The organism is Prauserella flavalba, from assembly GCF_003202235.1.
In the GTDB taxonomy this organism is placed as follows: Bacteria; Actinomycetota; Actinomycetes; order Mycobacteriales; family Pseudonocardiaceae; genus Prauserella_A; species Prauserella_A flavalba.
The window spans coordinates 375,209-391,181 of sequence record NZ_MASU01000013.1 but is presented as its reverse complement, the minus strand read 5'-3'; the positions used below and the strand labels follow the sequence as shown (position 1 = coordinate 391,181).

Genomic DNA, 15,973 nt, shown 5'->3' with positions numbered 1-15,973 from the left:
CCACATCGAGGTGACCACGTGCTCCAGAACCTTCGCCCCGGCGGCCGCAAACTCGCCGTCGCCGCCGCGCTCCTGCTGCTGGCCGCCGGACTCAACGGCGGGCTCGCCGGCGCGCGGCCGGCACCGGCGAGGCAGCCGGACCGGCTGGTGAAGGACCTCGGCTACACCTGCGCCTTTCCCGAACCCGTCGGCAGCAGGCCGGTGACGATGTCGATCAGCACGAACCCGCTGCCGGAGAGCGTCACGGTGGGCGATTCGGTGCCGCTGGAGCCGTTCGAGGCGGCACTCACGTTGCCGGAGGAGACGTGGCGGGCGCTCGCGCCGCTCGGCGAGCCGGCCGCGATCGGGGGCAGCGCCGTGGTGACCCTGACCGTGACCGAGGGCGCCACGGCCACCCCGGTGCCGGTGGAGCTGACGCTGCCGGACACGCCGTTTCCCGACGCGGGGCCGGTGACGCTGGCGGCGTCGGCGCCGGTCCCGCCCGTCACGCCGACCACGGCGGGCGTCGCGCTCGCGATCTACGCCGAGGCGCCGCTGCCCAACCTGGCCCCGAAGCTCGCGGACGGCACGCCCAGCACCGACGCGCCGCTGCAGCTCACGTGCTCACCCGAGCCGGACCAGGATCCGCTGCTGGGCGAGATCCTCGTCGTGCCACCGGGTTCCGCTGGGGATCCGGACGGCGAAGAACCTGCCGAGGGCGGCGATCCGGCCGATCCGCCGGGCCCGGACGCGCGGCGGCAGGCGCAGGCGGCCGAGGCCGGGCTGCCCGGGATCGCGGGCGGGGTCGACGAACCGGCGCCCGCCGTGCTGATCGCGCCGCAGTTCATCCTCGGCGAGTCGACGATCGCGAAGCTCAACACCGCGTTTGACCTCGGCCCGGGAATGATGGTCAACGGCGGACAGTTCATCCCGCCGCCGACAGTCACGGGCAACGTCGCGCTGCCGCCCGCGAACACGCCGTTCAACGCGTTCGGCTTCATGCCCACCACGGGCAAGGCGGAGTTCCTGCCCGCCGAGGACACCAACGGGAGCATCCTGTCGGTGTCCGGCCCGAACCCCGCGAGCACGCTCGACGCGCACAGCGAGGTGATCCTGCGGATCAGCGAGGTGCTCGTGAACGGCGTCCCGCTCGACGTCGGGCCGAACTGCCGCACCGAGTCGCCGGTGGTCATCGACATGTTCGGCAGCTACATCATCACCAGCGGCGGCACCGTCCGCACCGACCCGAACGCCCCCGAGGAACGCCACCGCGGCTTCACCATCCCGCCGTTCACCGGCTGCGGCGTCACGGAGTCCCTCGACCCACTGGTGACGGGCTTGGTCTCGGGCCCCGGCAACCAGGCCACGATGACCCTGACCACCGTCCGCTGAACCCCGCACCCGGCTGCAGTGAAGGCCACCTTCACTGCGGGCAAGCATCAGTCGTAGTGGTGGGCGATTCCAGTGCGAGTTCCCTCAGACGGGCGCGAGCCTCCGGCGGGTCGAGGACGGTGACCGTCGCGCCGAAGGCCAGCAGCTGCCGCACGCCCTCGATGCCACGCACCCGCAGGGTCGCGCGCACCGTCTCGCCCTCGGCCGGTCCGAGAGTGAGGCGCGCGCCGAGGATGCGCTTGGCGCGCTCGACCTGACCGGCGTCGACGCGCAGCCGGAGCACGTCGTCTCCCGCGGATTCCCACCCGGCCGTCAGATCGGCGGCGACGCTCGCCAGCGTCGTACCGGTGCGCAGCCTCCTCGGCGTGCGCAGCGGTTGCCAGTGGCCGATGCGGTGCAGGCTGAACAGGCGGGGTTCGCCACGTTCGTCGGCGACGAGGTACCAGCGGCCCGCCTTGGCCAGCAGGCCGTACGGGTCGACGGTCCGCGAGCGCGGGGCCGGCTCGGCCGAGCGCTGGTAGGTCAGCTTCAGCCGCACGCCGCGGCGCAGGTCGCCGATCAGCTCGGCGGGTGAGACACCCTCGGGCTCCCTTCCGAACCACGGCTGGTTGTCGCTGGTGACGAGCTCTCCGATGGGCAGCAGGTCGCCGGACCGGCGTGGCGCCACGACCTTCCGCAGCGCGCGGCGGGTGACGTCGTCGACGCCGAGGCGGTGCCGCTGCCGAGGGTCGAGGCCCGCGAGCGCGAGGTGCTCGCGCTCCCCAGGCGTGAGCCTCGCGGTGTCGAGAGCGCCTCCGGGCAGCAGGGTGACGCCGCCGTACCGACCGCGCCGCAGCACGACCGGAAAACCGGCCTCCTGCAACCAGTGCAGGTCCCTGACCACCGTCCGGCCCGAGACGCCCGCCTCGCGGGCCAGCTCGGCGACCGTCGTGGCAGGCCGCGACTGCAGCGCGAGCAGGAGCGAGAAGAACCGGCCGGGCGTCACGGGGTGATCTTCTCAGAGAACATGACGGATCCTGTCGTGTTTCGCGCGCAGGATCGTCGGCGTCCGAGACAGCCAGGAAGGAAGACCCCACATGCCCGCACCGAACATGTTCATCGTGTACGTGAGCGACGCACCGGCCGCCGCCCGCTTCTACGGCGATCTCTTCGGGCTGAAGCCCAGCTTCGAGACGCCCGGCTTCATCGCCTTCGACCTCGCGGGCGGGGTGCAGCTCGCGCTGTGGACCAAGGACCTCACGCACGCGACCGGCCGCACCAGCGAGGTCTGCCTCGCGCTGGAGGGCGGCCCGGCGCGGATCGACGCCCAGTTCGAGGCCTGGAAGGCGAAGGGCGTCGACGTGGTGTCGCAGCCACGGGACGAGGACTTCGGCAGGACGTTCGTCGTCGCCGATCCCGACGGCAACCTCATCCGGGTCGCGCCCGTCGACTGACCGGCGAACGAGAATCGCCGCCGCCCTGGAACTCCGGGGACGGCGGCGATGTCGTCGGTACGGGCTAGGTGGTCGGCGTGACCGGCCTGCCGAGGTCGAGGCTGATCGTGTTGTCCGGTCCGGAGACCAGTGAGCTGAGCAGCCACGAGAAGATCGTGCAGTTGTCGAAGTCCGGAATCGTGTAGGTGCCGGAAACGGTGCCGCCGTTGAAAACGGTGAAGTTGCTCTCGGACACCATGTCGATCGACACCGGCTGTTCGGTGCGGCATTCCTTGCCGACCGGCGTGTAGAACACGCCCGCGACCCAGATGTTGCTGAGCTGGATGTACGCCTCCGCGTGCGCGTTCACGACACCCTGCACGAGCGTGCCCGTGACGGGACCCGTCGGGATGATCGTCACGGTCGCGCGCACGGGAATGAACCCCGCCACGGAGAAACTCGCCTGTGACGGCGGCAGCTGGAGCGTGCCCGTGAGGTCGGCGCCGCCGGTGCGCGTGGTGACCGTTGTGGACAGTGTGCCGGGGCCGAGTTCCAGCGTGCTCCCCGTCTTGGCGACCACGGACTCGCCGGTCACGGGGTAGTTCACGTTGAACGTCGCCGCGGAGGCCGGCGTGGCACCGAGCACCGTGGCCGCCAGCACGGCGGCGGCGACCCCGACCGCGCGGAAAACGGTGGTGAAACCTCTTCTTCGAACACCACCCGAAATTGACAAAGAACGACGTGACATAGGGCAGAACTCCATTTCGTGAGTTTGCGATCCAGCACGCTACTGGCGAGTATGTTACGAGCGCGCTCCACCCTCGGCAACGACCGGTGAGACCGGTCGCCGTTTCTTGTCACGGGGGCCGCAAAGGCGGGGATTCTCCTGTCATTCCAGGACAAGCTGAGCCGTTCGGAGCAGCGTTCGCTGGCCCTTTCGCCGCGTCCGCGGTTTTACGCACGAATGAACAAAGCACGAGGCGGAATCTGTCAGTTAGCGACAATTTTTCCCCGGTTACCAGGACGTGACCGGCGGATGCCGCGATCTACCTTGCAGGAGCACGCACGCGCTGATTAACGTACCGACCGGTAATAAACGCGAGAAGAATGAAAACGCAATTCCTGGAGCACGCCGATGACGTCTTTCCCCGGCGCCGCCGCGATCCGGCAGACCGGCCGGCTCTACGCGCTGGCCCTCGACGTCCTGCGCTACCTGCCCCGGCGTCCGTTCCAGTTCCGCGAGTTCGTGCAGCAGTTCTGGTTCATCGCGAGCGTGTCGATCCTGCCGACGGCGCTGGTCGCGATCCCCTTCGGTGGCGTGATCGCGCTGCACGTCGGCTCGCTGACCAACCAGATCGGCGCGCAGTCGTTCACCGGCGCGGCCAGCGTGCTCGCGATCATCCAGCAAGCCAGCCCCATCGTCACCGCACTGCTCATCGCGGGCGCGGGCGGCTCGGCGATGTGCGCCGACCTCGGCTCGCGCACCATCCGCGAGGAGATCGACGCGATGGAGGTGCTCGGCGTCTCCCCCATCCAGCGGCTGATCGTGCCGAGAGTGCTCGCCGCGATGGCCGTGGCGGTGTTCCTCAACGGCATGGTCAGCGTCGTCGGGGTGCTGGGCGGTTACTTCTTCAACGTCGTGATGCAGGACGGCACCCCCGGCGCCTACCTCGCCAGCTTCTCGGCGCTGGCGCAGTTGCCGGACCTGTGGATCAGCGAGGTGAAGGCGCTGATCTTCGGCTTCATCGCCGGCGTGGTGGCCGCCTACCGGGGGCTCAACCCGGCGGCGGGGCCGAAGGGCGTCGGCGACGCCGTGAACCAGTCGGTGGTGATCACGTTCCTGCTGCTGTTCCTCACCAACGTGGTGCTGACCGCGCTGTACCTGCAGCTCGTGCCGCCGAAGGGAATGTGATCCGCTCATGGTGAGCACCCCCAACCGGGTACTGGAGTCGGTGGACCGCCGGTTCCGCTTCCTCGACACCCTCGGCGAGGCGATCCTGTTCTTCCTGCGCGCGCTCGCGTGGATCCCGCGCGCGCTGCGCCGCTACGTGCGCGAGATCGTCCGTCTGCTCGCCGAGGTGAGCTTCGGCAGCGGGGCGCTCGCGGTGATCGGCGGCACGATCGGCGTGATGATCGGCATGACCATGTTCACCGGCGTGGTCGTGGGCATGCAGGGTTACACGGCGCTGAGCCAGGTGGGCACGGCCGCGTTCGCGGGCTTCATCTCCGCCTACTTCAACACACGCGAGATCGCACCACTCGTCGCCGGGCTCGCGCTGTCGGCGACGGTAGGCTGCGGCTTCACCGCTCAGCTCGGCGCCATGCGGATCTCCGAGGAGATCGACGCGCTCGAGGTGATGGGCGTGCCGAGCGTGCCCTATCTCGTGACCACGCGGATCATCGCCGGGTTCGTGGCGATCATCCCGCTGTACGCCATCGGGCTGCTCAGCTCCTACGTCGCGTCGCGCCAGATCACGGTGTGGTCCTTCGGCCAGTCGGAGGGCACCTACGACCACTATTTCGAGCTGTTCCTGCCACCCGAGGACGTCCTGTGGTCGTTCGGCAAGGTGCTGCTGTTCAGCGTCGTGGTGGTGCTCACCCACTGCTACTACGGCTTCCGCGCGAGCGGTGGACCGGCCGGGGTGGGCGTGGCCGTCGGCAGGGCCGTGCGCACCGCGATCGTCGCGATCAGCGTGCTCGACTTCTTCCTCAGCCTGGCGATCTGGGGCGCCACGACCACGGTGCGGGTGGCCGGATGAGACCACGGCCGGTACTGCGCAAGCTCGGCGTGCGGACGGCGGGCCTCGTCTTCCTCCTCGTCATGGCACTGCTCGTGACCCTGTCGGTGAAGGTGTACAACAAGGACTTCTCCTCGGCGGTGCTGGTGACGCTGCAGACCGACCGCGTCGGCAACCAGCTGCGCGAGTCCTCCGACGTCAAGGCACGCGGCGTGGTGGTGGGCGAGGTGCGGGGCATCCGCAGCGCCACCGACGGCGCCGAGATCAGCCTCGCGCTCTATCCCGAGCACATCGGCAGGCTGCCCAAGGACGTCTCCGCGCTGCTCATCCCCAAAACGCTCTTCGGGGAACGCTACGTGCAGCTGTCCATTCCGGACGGCTCCACTCAACCGGCGCTCCGCGAAGGCGACGTGATCACGCAGGACCGGTCGGCCAACGCGATCGAGCTGGAACGCGTCTTCGACAACCTGCTGCCCGTGCTGCAGGCCGTGCAGCCGCAGAAGCTCGCGAGCACGCTCAACGCGGTGTCGACGGCGCTGGAGGGCCGGGGCGCGCAGCTCGGCGACACGCTCGTGACGGCGGCGGACTACCTGGAGGAGTTCAACCCCAACCTGCCGCGGCTCAACGAGAACATCCGCGACCTCGCCGAGGTGAGCGACCTCTACGGCGACATCGCGCCCGACGTGCTCGACGCGCTGACCGACACCGCCGTGACACTCGGCACCGTCTCGGAGCGCGGCGACGACCTCGACCTGCTCTACGCCCAGGTGACCACGGCAGCCCACGACGTGACCCGGTTCCTGCGGGAGAACGAGCACAACCTCATCCAGCTCGCCGCCACGAGCCGGGAACCGCTGGAGCTCGCCGCGCGGTACTCGCCGAGCTTCCCCTGCACGCTCAAGGCGCTCGCGGAGCTGAAGCCGTCGATGGACAAGGTGCTCGGCAAGGGCACCGACGAGCCGGGGCTGCACTTCGAGGCGCAGGTCACGCAGTCGCGGGGCAAGTACCTGCCCGGCGTGGACACCCCGGTGTACGACGAGACCGGCGGGCCGCGTTGCTATCCGAGCGGCGTTGCGCCCACGGAGGGCGTCGCCGCCGCGGCGCCAGGCACCGACGCGCACCCGCTGCTGCCGGGCAGCGCGGGCGATCTGGGGCTGCCGAACTCGCCGCAAGAGCGTCAGCTGCTGTCCACTGTGCTCGCTCCCGAGCTGGGTCTTCCGCCCGGCCAGGTGCCCGAGTGGAGCAGCGTGCTCGTCGGCCCGCTCTACCGGGGAACGGAGGTGGAGCTCCAGTGAGAACCCCAAGTGCAGTGAAGGCCACCTTCACTGCGTTGAACGCTGGCATGGTGGCCTTCACTGCGTTGGATCAACACAGCGGCGCGCAGCGCCTCCGTTTGGGCGGTGGTGGGAGACGGGCGGGCGCTGGCATGGTGGCCTTCACTGCATCGAACGCCACGGCCGGGTCGACCGGGGAGGCGTCGTGAGGAGGATCGCCGGGCCCGTCGTCAAGGGCCTGATCTTCGTGCTCGTCACCGGGCTCGCGACGGCCCTGCTGGCCGTGTCGATCGCAGGCACCAGCGTCGGCGACCGCACGACCTACCGCGCCCGCTTCGTCGACGCCACCTCACTCAACCCCGGCGACGACGTCCGCATCTCCGGTGTGCGCATCGGCCAGGTCGACGAGCTCACCGTGGTGGACCAGCACCTCGCGCTCGTGACGTTCTCGATCGACCGCACGCGCGAGCTACCCGCCGACGTCACGGCGACCATCCGCTATCGCAATATGGTCGGCCAGCGCTACATCGCACTGGAGCGCGGAGCCGAGCGCGAGGAGGGCAGGCTCGCCCCCGGCTCGGAGATCCCGCTGGAGCGCACGAAACCAGCACTCGACCTCACCGAGCTGTTCAACGGCTTCCGGCCGCTGTTCCAGGCGCTCTCCCCCGCCGACGTCAACCGGCTCTCCGGCGAGATCGTGCAGGTGCTGCAGGGCGAGGGCGGCACGATCGAGAGCCTGCTCGCCCACACCGGCTCGCTGACCTCGACGCTCGCCGACCGCGACCGGGTGATCGGGCAGGTGATCCGCAACCTCAACTCGGTGCTCGACACCATCAACACCGAGGGCGATGCCCTGTCCACTTTGGTCTCCACGCTGCAACGGCTCGTGAGCGGGCTGTCCTCCGACCGCAGGGCGATCGGCGAGGCCATCGAGGGCATGGGCACGCTGACCGACGCCACGGCGGGCCTCTTCGAGCTGGCGCGGCCCCCGCTCAAGCAGAGCATCGCCGGGCTCCGCGCGCTCGCGGCAAACCTCGAGACGGGGCAGGCCGACCTCGACCGGTTCCTCACCACGCTGCCGGAGAAGTTCACCGAGCTCGGCCGCATCAGCTCCTACGGCGCCTGGATGAACTTCTACCTCTGCCGGGGCCTGCTGCTCACCGACCCGCCGCAGGGCTACACGCCCGACCCTCCTCCCGAGAGGTGCACGCGATGACGTCCTTCCGCGAGCGCAACCCGTTCACCCTCGGGGTGGCAGGCACGGTCGCGATCGCCGCCGTCGTCGCGGCCGTGATCAACTACGAGACGTTGCCGATCGTCGGCGGGGGCACGACCTACCAGGCGGAGTTCAGCGAAGCCGCGGGGCTGCAACCCAGCAACGAGGTCCGTGTCGCCGGCATCAAGGTCGGCGAGGTGACCGAGGTGGACCTCGCCGAGGACCGCGTGCTCGTCACCTTCCGCGTCTCGGACACGTGGGTCGGCGACAAGACCTCGGCCGAGATCAAGATCAAGACCCTGCTGGGCCAGAAGTTCCTCGCGCTGCACCCGGTCGGCGACACGGTGCAGGACCCGGACGTGCCGATCCCGCTGGACCGTACCACCACGCCCTACGACGTGACGACGGCGTTCGAGGGACTCGCCAGCACGGCGGGCGCCATCGACACCACGCAGCTCGCCGAGAGCTTCCGCACCCTGTCGGAGACCTTCGAGGGCTCGCCGGGACACGTGCGCACCGCGCTCGACGGGCTCTCCGCGCTGTCGCGCACAATCGCCTCCCGCGACGACGAGCTCGCTGACCTGCTGGGGAACGCACGCACGATCTCGGGCACCCTCGCCGACTCGGGCGACGAGTTCGAGCGGCTCATCCAGGACGGCAACCTGCTGCTCACCGAGCTGCACAACCGCCGCGACGCGATCCACGAGCTGCTCACCGGCTCGCAGCGGCTCGCCGAGCAGGTCTCCGGCCTCGTCGCCGACAACCGCGAACAGCTCACGCCCGCGCTGGAACGGCTCGGCACGGTCACCGACGTGCTCCAGCGCCACACCGACGACCTCGACCGCAGCCTGGAGCTGGCCGCGCCGTACTTCCGCGTCGTGAACAACACGATCGGCGCGGGGCGCTGGCTCGACAGCTACCTGTGCGGCCTCGTCGTCGAGAACCGCCCTTACTGCGAGATCCCGGGAGGTGGCTCGTGACGGCGACCAGGATGCGGTTGCGGCTCACCCGCGTCACCACCGTGGTGCTCGTCCTCGGTCTGGTGTTCGCGGCCGGGCTGTGGTGGGTGTTCGCCGACGACGGCGACAAACGCGTCACCGCGTACTTCTCCCTCGCGGTGGGCGTCTACCCCGGCTCGGACGTGCGCGTGCTCGGCGTGCGCGTCGGCCAGGTCGAGCAGGTCACCCCGCGCGGCGAGCGAGTGGAGGTGACGATGACCGTGGCCGCCGACGCCCCGGTCGCGGCCGGCACCGGCGCCGTGGTGGTGGCGCCGAGCGTGGTCGCCGACCGCTACGTGCAGCTGCCCGCCCTCGCTCGCGGTGGTCCCCGGCTCGCCGACGGCGCCGTGATCCCCGCCGAGCGCACGGCGACGCCCGTGGAGCTGCACGAGCTCTACGCGAGCCTCGACAGCCTCGTCACCGCGCTGGGACCCGACGGCGCGAACGCCGACGGCGCGCTGTCGGACCTGCTCGACACCGGTGCCGACAACCTGCGCGGCAACGGCTCCGCGATCAACCAGACGATCCGCGACTTCGCCGACCTCACGCGGACATTGTCCGGATCGGAGGACGACCTGTTTGCCACCATCGAGGAGCTGGCCCGCTTCACCGACGTGCTGGCAGGCAACGACGGGCAGGTGCGGCAGGTGACCGGCCAGCTCGCGCAGGTGTGGGAGACGCTGTCGGCCGACCGCGAGGAGCTGTCCGCCGCACTGCACACGCTCGGGGTCGCGCTCGGCGAGATCCAGGGCTTCATCCGCGACAACCGCGGGGCGATCCAGTCCAATGTCGACAAGCTGGCCGCGACGACCCGGCTGCTGGTGGACCACCGCGGCGAGCTGGCCGAGGTGCTCGACGGCCTCCCACTGGCCGTGGAGAACGCCTACAACGCGTTCGATCCGCGAAGCCAGACGCTGCAGGGCCGCGCGAACCTCTTCGAGTACCTGCCGCTGCCGGTGACGGGAGGGTGACGGTGACCAGGACCCGGGCCCTCGTGGCGGCGCTCTGCGCCGGTGTGCTCGTCGGCGCGTGCGCACCGGGCGAGTTCGACGGCGTGTACGACCTGCCGCTGCCCGGCGGCGCCGACGTCGGCGACCACCCCTACCGCGTCACGGCGCAGTTCCGCGACGTGCTCGATCTCGTGCCGCACGCGGCGGTGAAGGTCAACGACGTGCCCGTGGGCACCGTCGAGTCGATCGACCTCGGCGGTGAGGACGGCTGGACGGCGCAGGCGGTGCTCGTGGTCAACGGCGACGTGCATCTGCCCGCCGACGCGATCGCCAACATCCGGCAGTCGAGTCTGCTCGGTGAGAAGTTCGTCGAGCTGGCCTCCCCTCGCGCCGAACCGGGCGAGCGGCGGGCGCGGCTGGCCGAGGGCGCGCTGATCCCGCTGTCGCGCACCAACCGGCACCCGGAGATCGAGGAGGTCTTCGGCGCGCTGTCGCTGCTGCTCAACGGCGGCGGCATCGGGCAGTTGCAGACCATCAACCGCGAGCTGTCCAACGTGCTGAGCGGCAACGAACAGGAGATCAAATCGTTCCTCACCGGGGTGGACCAGCTGGTGTCCAACCTGGACGCCCATCGCGGTGAGATCACGCGCGCGATCGACGGGCTGAACCGGCTCGCGTCCACGCTGGCCGGGCGGGAGGACCAGATCACCGGCGCGCTCAACGACCTCACGCCCGGCCTGCGCGAGCTGTCGGAGCAGCGCACCGCGCTGGTGACGATGCTGCAATCGCTCGACGAGCTCTCCGGCGTCGCGGTGAACGTGATCGACCGCAGTCGCGAGGACCTCGTCGCCGATCTGGAGGCACTGGCCCCGCTGCTCGACCGGCTCGCCGACGCCGGCCAGGACCTGCCGAAGGCGCTGGAGATCCTGCCGACGTTCCCGTTCACCGACGCCGTGCTCGACGGCATCCAGGGCGACTACCTCAACGTGTTCGTGGACGTCGAGCCGTGGGAGGGCTACACGGAGCCGAAGGTGCCACTGCCGGTGCCGCCGACCGACGGGGGTGCTCCCTGATGCTCACCACCAGGGTCCGGATCCAGGTGATCGCGTTCGTCGTGGTCGCGCTCGGCACCGTCGCCTTCGTCGGCGCCAACTACGCGGGGCTCGCCAGGCTCTTCGGCGACGGCGGCTACGTCGTGCGCCTGCAGTTGTCCGAGGGCGGCGGGATCTTCACCAACGGGGAGGTGACGTACCGGGGCGTCGCCGTCGGCAGGGTCGGCGACATGCGGCTCACCGACGACGGCATGGAGGCCGACCTCGTCCTCGAATCGTCGGCCCCGCCGATCCCGGTGAACTCGCAGGCCGTTGTGGCCAACCGCTCCGCGGTCGGCGAGCAGTACGTCGACCTGCAGCCCCGCACCGAGGACGGGCCGTTCCTCACCGACGGCGCCGTGATCCCCCGCGAGGCGACGACGCTGCCGATGCCGGTGGAGGACCTGCTGGCGAACCTGTCGGCGTTCACCGAGTCGGTGCCCACCGAGTCGCTGCAGGTGGTGGTGGACGAGTTCTACGACGCCATGCGGGGTGCGGGACCGAGCCTGCAGGTGCTGCTCGACTCGTCCAGCTCGTTCACGCGCACGGCCGCCGAGCACCTGCCGCAGACGTCCGCGCTCATCGACGACGGGGCCACGGTGCTGCGCACGCAGGCGGACTCGTCGCAGGCGTGGCGGTCGTTCGCGGACAACGCCGTACTGCTGGCCGAGGAGCTCGCGTCCGCCGACGGCGACCTGCGGCGGTTGATCGGCACGGCGCCGCAGGCGGCGACGCAGCTGAGCGGGCTGCTGGAGGACACCGACCCCGCGCTGTCGGTGCTCGTGGCGAACCTGCTCACCACGGCGCGGCTGTTCGAGGCGAGACCGGAGGGCATGGAGCAGTTCTTCGTGGTGACTCCGAAGGCGGTGGCCGCGACATCGACCGCGATCACGCCGGACGGCGGCGACCTGTCGATGGTGCTGACGTTCTTCGACCCCCAGCCGTGTGTGCGGGGCTACGAGGGCACGAACCGGCGGCCGGCCGACGACCTGAGCCCGGCGCCGCTCAACACCTCCGCCGCGTGCACCCTGCCGAAGGGTGATCCCGGTTCGGTGCGCGGCTCGCAGAACGCGCCGTCGGCCGGCGTGCCCGAAGCCGCCGTGCCCGGTGGCCTTCCGGTGCCGCTGCCGTCGGTGTCGACGACGCTGGAGGAACTGCTGTGGCTGACCGAGTGACGGCGGGCCTCGTCGCGGCCGTCGCCGCGGCGGCGGCCTTCGCGGGCTGGGGCGGGTACTCCTGGCTCTCCGCGGCCGGGGACGAGGCGGTGACGGCCGGTGCCGTGCGCGAGGAGGTGCTGCGGGTGGGGCGCGAACACGTCGCGCAGGTGACCACGCTCGACTACCACGACGTGGAGGCGGGCATCGACCGCTGGCTCGCCGTGTCCACCGGACCGCTGCGCGACGAGCTCGCGGCGGCCGGGGAGCGGACCAGACAGACGCTGCGCCAGGGCCGCACGGTGGCGACCGGGGCGGTGCTGGAGGCGGCCGTCGCCGAGCTGGACGCCGAGGGTGGGACGGCGAGGATGCTGGCGTCGGTGGAGATCACCACCGCACGCGAGGGCACCGAGCCCGCGACCACGCGCAACCGCTTCAGCGCACAGCTGCGGCGCACCGACGGGGGCTGGAAGCTCAGCGCGCTCGACCAGGTGCCGCTGGGAGGGGCGCCGTGAGGCGGCGGCAGCTCGCGCTGGCCGTGGCCGCGGTGCTGCTCGCCGGGCTGGGCGCGTGGTTCACCGTGGCGGCGAACGGCGTGCGCTCCGGCGAGGCGGCGAGCAACGTGGCGGTGGTGGACGCCGAGGCGACGGCGGAGGTCACCGCGGCCGTCACCAACGCCGTGAACCGGATCTTCACCTACACCCACGAGGACACCGCCGCGACCGAGGAGGCGGCGAGGGAAGTGTTGCGGGGCAACGCACGCGGCAGCTACGACGCGCTCTTCGCCCAGGTGCGGCGGGAGGCACCCGGCCAGCGGCTGTCGGTGACCACGCGGGTGGTCGACTCGGCGGTGCGCGCGCTGACGGCCGGCAGCGCGCAGGTGCTGGTGTTCCTCGACCAGTCGGCGACGAGGGCCGATGCGGAACCCGGCGCCGCCGCAGCGCAGCTGCTGGTGACCGTGCGCCGCGAAGGCGAACGCTGGGTCGTGACCGAACTCGAACCCCGCTAACGCCCCGCACGCGGACTCGGCGCCAACCGCCCCGAAGCCACCGCCCCAGCTGCAAACCACCGGCTGCGGGGGGGACATTGCGCACCCTCGTCGCCCAAGTCCGCCGAACCCGGCGCCGCAGCCCAGCTACCCGCGACCGCACACCGCGAAACCCTAGGTCGCGACCGAACTCCAACCCCCGGGGGGACATTGCGCACCCTCGTCGCCCAGGTCCACCGAACCCGGCGCCGCAGCCCAGCTACCCGCGACCGCACACCGCGAAACCCTAGGTCGCGACCGAACTCCAACCCCGCTAACGCCCCGCACGCGGACTCGGCAACAACCGCCCCGGAGCCACCCGAATCGTCCGCAACGCCAGCTCCATCTCAAACCGCGCATCCGGCTCGCGCAAACGATCACCGAACGTCGCCTCCAGCTGCCGCATGCGGTAACGCACCGTCTGCGGGTGGACGTTGAGGCGCTCAGCGACGTCGAGCACGTTGCCCTGCGCGTCGAGCCACGCCCGCAGGGTCTCGATCATCCGCTCGCGCTGCTTCGCGGTGTGCCCGTCGAGCGCGGCGAGCAGGCGCCCGCGCAGTTGCCGCACCAGCAGCTCGTCGGAGTGCAGCAGCAGGGTGGGCAGGCAGTCGTCCGTCCACGTCACCCGCCGCGCGGGCAGCACGCCCTCGTCGACGAGCGTGAGTGCCTTGCGGGCCCAGCGCAGGGAGTCGGCGACGGCGTCGAGCGGAACGCACGTACCCGCCGCGAGGCGGCAGTCGGGCAGCGCCGCCTGGAGCACGGCGATGCGCTCCCGCGTCAGCTCCCCCGGCACGAGCAGGTGCGGTTCGAGGCCGGCCAGTTCCGTGAGGACATCGGGGTCGAGCACGGGCCGCGCGGGCGTGCCCGCGCGGTACAACGAGCGCACGGCGACCGGCGTCGCGACCTCCGGCACCGCCCAGCCGACGAGCTGGGCCAGCTCCTCGATCGCCTCGGCGGGCGCGGGCGGGCGTTCCAGGATCAGCTGCAGGAGCCTGCGCCGCCACGTCTCCAGTGCGTCGGCCGAGCAGGCCTTGGCCTCGAGGTAGCCGTCGAGCGCCACCGAGGCGAGTTCGTCCATGAACGCGAGCATCGAGTCGGCCAGCTGCGACATGACGGCCGAGGAGAAGCCGCTGCGACGGCCGACGCGCATGATGCGGCGCCACGCGATACGGGCGCCCACGCGATACGCGGCCTGGAGCGTGTCGAGGCTGCGGCCCTCGCGCATCTCGTACTGCCCGAGTCTTCGATGCACCTCGTGCGCGTGCTCCTTCGACACACTCGGGTCGGCGATCTGCTCGACGAACAGCGTGATCGCGTGCTTCACCCCCGCTTTGATCGACTTTCCATACGGTCCGTCGATCGGGCGCCGGTACTCCGGGATCAGCGCGCGGATCTCCGCGACGATCTCTTCGGCCACGCTCTCCAGCTCCGGCCTCATGATGTCGGCGAGCCGGCCCGGAAGGGCAACGGATTCCACTGGTTCGTCAAGCACGCGCCCGGACACGATCGTCACCAGCTCCTTCCCCACAGTCATTGAGGGGTGACAGATGACACATCGAAAAAAGGGCTCGAAATGTATCACTCCGGGCGTAAAGGACCGGCGCCGTCGAAGTGCGGTGACAAATTCCTGAACGGTGTTATCGCGCCGGTGACAAGAACGGCGTTGTCAATCCGCCAGTAGTCGGCTCACCGCCTGGAGCACCGGGACCAACGCCTCGACGTCCCGCCGCTGCGACGCCGCGCATTCGGTGATGCCTGCGCCGACGACGTCGAACCGCGCGAGGCTCTCGATCCCGGCGACGAGCTGTTCGACGGACAGCCCACCGGGCTCGTGGTAGCGCATGAGGGGGCCGTGCTGTCCCGGGTCGAGCACATCGAGGTCGATGTGGAGGTAGACCTTGGTGGCGCCGGAGCCGGTGACCGCGTCGGCTACGGCGTCCGGTTCGGCGGGAACAGGCACGTGGCGCAGGAGCCCGTCGGCGACGGCCTGCCGCTCGGCGGGGTCGAAGGCGCGCGTGCCGACGAGCACGGCGTGACCCGGTGCGAGCGGAGGGCTCGCGGCGAACTCGGGGTCGCCGTCGCCGAGGAGCGAGCGCAGGACCATGCCGTGGAAGGCGCCGGACGGGGACGAGGCGGCGGTGTTGGAGTCGGCGTGCGCGTCGAACCAGACGGCGCCGAGGCCGGCGCCGTGGCGGTACCGGGCGACGCCGACGGGTACCAGCTCGACGGCGCAGTCGCCGCCGAGGGTGAGCACCGGCCCCTCGGGCTCCTCCAGCGCCGTGAGCTGTGCCTGCCGATTGGCGACCAGCGCGGCCCTGTTGCCGATGTTGTCCACAGTGGAGGTGCCCTCGGCGCGAACGGGTACCTCACGCACCGGTACGCCCAGCACCTCGCTCGCGAGCGCCGCGAGCACGCGGCACCCCGTCGGCAGCCGCACGTCCGCACCCGCCCACGTGGCCCCCTGCCACTGCGGCACCGCCTGAACCAGCACGGAACCCACGCTATCGCGAGTCGTGCGTTCCGGGGCGCGAGTCGTGCACTCCAGACCGCGAGTCGTGCGCTCCAGACCGCGAGTCGTGCGCTCCAGACCGCGAGTCGTGCACTCCGGGGCGCGAGTCACCCCGCTCCAGACGCTGAGTCCCCCGCTCGGGAACGCACAACTCGGCGTCCCGAACGCACGACTCGCGCGCGGGAACGCACGACTCGCGCGCGGGAACGCACGACTCGCGAGCCGGAGCGCAC

At 70.9% G+C, this 15,973-nt stretch carries 16 protein-coding genes; 12 read left to right on the top strand and 4 right to left on the bottom strand.

Annotated features, from left to right (window positions below; translation table 11 throughout):
- Positions 1-18 precede the first annotated feature (18 nt).
- Positions 19-1,371 (top strand): DUF6801 domain-containing protein, encoded by a 1,353-nt coding sequence (locus BA062_RS29110; RefSeq protein WP_110342223.1) that lies wholly within the window; start codon positions 19-21, stop codon positions 1,369-1,371.
- A gap of 31 nt (positions 1,372-1,402) precedes the next feature.
- Here the strand turns inward: BA062_RS29110 and BA062_RS29105 are convergent, their stop codons facing one another.
- Positions 1,403-2,356 (bottom strand): helix-turn-helix transcriptional regulator, encoded by a 954-nt coding sequence (locus tag BA062_RS29105; RefSeq protein WP_110342221.1) that lies wholly within the window; start codon positions 2,354-2,356, stop codon positions 1,403-1,405.
- Between the two features lie 91 nt (positions 2,357-2,447).
- Here BA062_RS29105 and BA062_RS29100 point away from each other — a divergent pair, with 91 nt between their 5' ends.
- Complete coding sequence (locus tag BA062_RS29100; protein WP_110342219.1) at positions 2,448-2,804, top strand: VOC family protein; 357 nt, start codon at positions 2,448-2,450, stop codon at positions 2,802-2,804.
- Positions 2,805-2,868: 64 nt separating this feature from the next.
- Here BA062_RS29100 and BA062_RS29095 read toward each other — a convergent pair whose 3' ends face one another.
- Positions 2,869-3,444 (bottom strand): hypothetical protein, encoded by a 576-nt coding sequence (locus BA062_RS29095; protein ID WP_110342217.1) that lies wholly within the window; start codon positions 3,442-3,444, stop codon positions 2,869-2,871.
- A gap of 474 nt (positions 3,445-3,918) precedes the next feature.
- On the opposite strand from BA062_RS29095, the gene BA062_RS29090 reads away from it, so the two are divergent.
- The 10 genes from BA062_RS29090 (at position 3,919) to BA062_RS29045 (ending at position 13,213) form a co-directional block, all read left to right on the top strand.
- Complete coding sequence (locus BA062_RS29090) at positions 3,919-4,695, top strand: MlaE family ABC transporter permease (RefSeq protein WP_110342215.1); 777 nt, start codon at positions 3,919-3,921, stop codon at positions 4,693-4,695.
- A gap of 7 nt (positions 4,696-4,702) precedes the next feature.
- Positions 4,703-5,542, top strand: a complete 840-nt coding sequence (locus BA062_RS29085) for an MlaE family ABC transporter permease (RefSeq protein WP_110342213.1) — start codon at positions 4,703-4,705, stop codon at positions 5,540-5,542.
- The gene (locus BA062_RS29080) at positions 5,539-6,816 is read left to right on the top strand and encodes an MCE family protein (RefSeq protein WP_110342211.1); all 1,278 of its coding nucleotides are present in this window, start codon (positions 5,539-5,541) and stop codon (positions 6,814-6,816) included. The genes BA062_RS29085 and BA062_RS29080 overlap by 4 nt, the downstream gene beginning before the upstream one ends.
- Before the next feature lie 184 nt (positions 6,817-7,000).
- The gene (locus BA062_RS29075; protein WP_110342209.1) at positions 7,001-8,011 is read left to right on the top strand and encodes an MCE family protein; all 1,011 of its coding nucleotides are present in this window, start codon (positions 7,001-7,003) and stop codon (positions 8,009-8,011) included.
- Positions 8,008-8,991: an MCE family protein gene (locus BA062_RS29070; protein WP_110342207.1), complete on the top strand. Its 984-nt coding sequence runs from the start codon at positions 8,008-8,010 to the stop codon at positions 8,989-8,991. The genes BA062_RS29075 and BA062_RS29070 overlap by 4 nt, the downstream gene beginning before the upstream one ends.
- An 11-nt stretch (positions 8,992-9,002) precedes the next feature.
- Positions 9,003-9,980, top strand: coding sequence for an MCE family protein (locus BA062_RS29065; RefSeq protein WP_110342637.1), 978 nt, complete (start codon positions 9,003-9,005; stop codon positions 9,978-9,980).
- Positions 9,981-9,982: 2 nt separating this feature from the next.
- Positions 9,983-11,032: an MCE family protein gene (locus BA062_RS29060; RefSeq protein WP_391353438.1), complete on the top strand. Its 1,050-nt coding sequence runs from the start codon at positions 9,983-9,985 to the stop codon at positions 11,030-11,032.
- Entirely contained in the window at positions 11,032-12,225 is a 1,194-nt protein-coding gene (locus tag BA062_RS29055; protein ID WP_110342204.1) for an MCE family protein, read from the top strand. The genes BA062_RS29060 and BA062_RS29055 overlap by 1 nt, the downstream gene beginning before the upstream one ends.
- Positions 12,210-12,719 (top strand): hypothetical protein, encoded by a 510-nt coding sequence (locus tag BA062_RS29050; protein WP_245960059.1) that lies wholly within the window; start codon positions 12,210-12,212, stop codon positions 12,717-12,719. Before BA062_RS29055 ends, BA062_RS29050 begins: the two co-directional genes overlap by 16 nt.
- On the top strand, positions 12,716-13,213 hold the full coding sequence (locus BA062_RS29045; RefSeq protein ID WP_110342200.1) for a hypothetical protein: 498 nt from the start codon (positions 12,716-12,718) through the stop codon (positions 13,211-13,213). Before BA062_RS29050 ends, BA062_RS29045 begins: the two co-directional genes overlap by 4 nt.
- A 292-nt stretch (positions 13,214-13,505) precedes the next feature.
- Here the strand turns inward: BA062_RS29045 and BA062_RS29040 are convergent, their stop codons facing one another.
- Both BA062_RS29040 and BA062_RS29035 read right to left on the bottom strand, forming a co-directional pair.
- Positions 13,506-14,735, bottom strand: coding sequence for a PucR-like N-terminal domain-containing protein (locus tag BA062_RS29040; RefSeq protein WP_245960084.1), 1,230 nt, complete (start codon positions 14,733-14,735; stop codon positions 13,506-13,508).
- A gap of 162 nt (positions 14,736-14,897) precedes the next feature.
- The gene (locus BA062_RS29035) at positions 14,898-15,722 is read right to left on the bottom strand and encodes an arginase family protein (RefSeq protein WP_110342636.1); all 825 of its coding nucleotides are present in this window, start codon (positions 15,720-15,722) and stop codon (positions 14,898-14,900) included.
- Positions 15,723-15,973 lie beyond the last annotated feature (251 nt).

Excerpts from the sequence above, each read along its gene's own strand:
- BA062_RS29100 (WP_110342219.1), top strand. The coding sequence starts at position 2,448 with ATGCCCGCACCGAACATGTTCATCGTGTACGTGAGCGACGCACCGGCC.
- BA062_RS29090 (WP_110342215.1), top strand. The coding sequence starts at position 3,919 with ATGACGTCTTTCCCCGGCGCCGCCGCGATCCGGCAGACCGGCCGGCTC.
- BA062_RS29085 (WP_110342213.1), top strand. The coding sequence starts at position 4,703 with ATGGTGAGCACCCCCAACCGGGTACTGGAGTCGGTGGACCGCCGGTTC.
- BA062_RS29080 (WP_110342211.1), top strand. The coding sequence starts at position 5,539 with ATGAGACCACGGCCGGTACTGCGCAAGCTCGGCGTGCGGACGGCGGGC.
- BA062_RS29070 (WP_110342207.1), top strand. The coding sequence starts at position 8,008 with ATGACGTCCTTCCGCGAGCGCAACCCGTTCACCCTCGGGGTGGCAGGC.
- BA062_RS29065 (WP_110342637.1), top strand. The coding sequence starts at position 9,003 with ATGCGGTTGCGGCTCACCCGCGTCACCACCGTGGTGCTCGTCCTCGGT.
- BA062_RS29055 (WP_110342204.1), top strand. The coding sequence starts at position 11,032 with ATGCTCACCACCAGGGTCCGGATCCAGGTGATCGCGTTCGTCGTGGTC.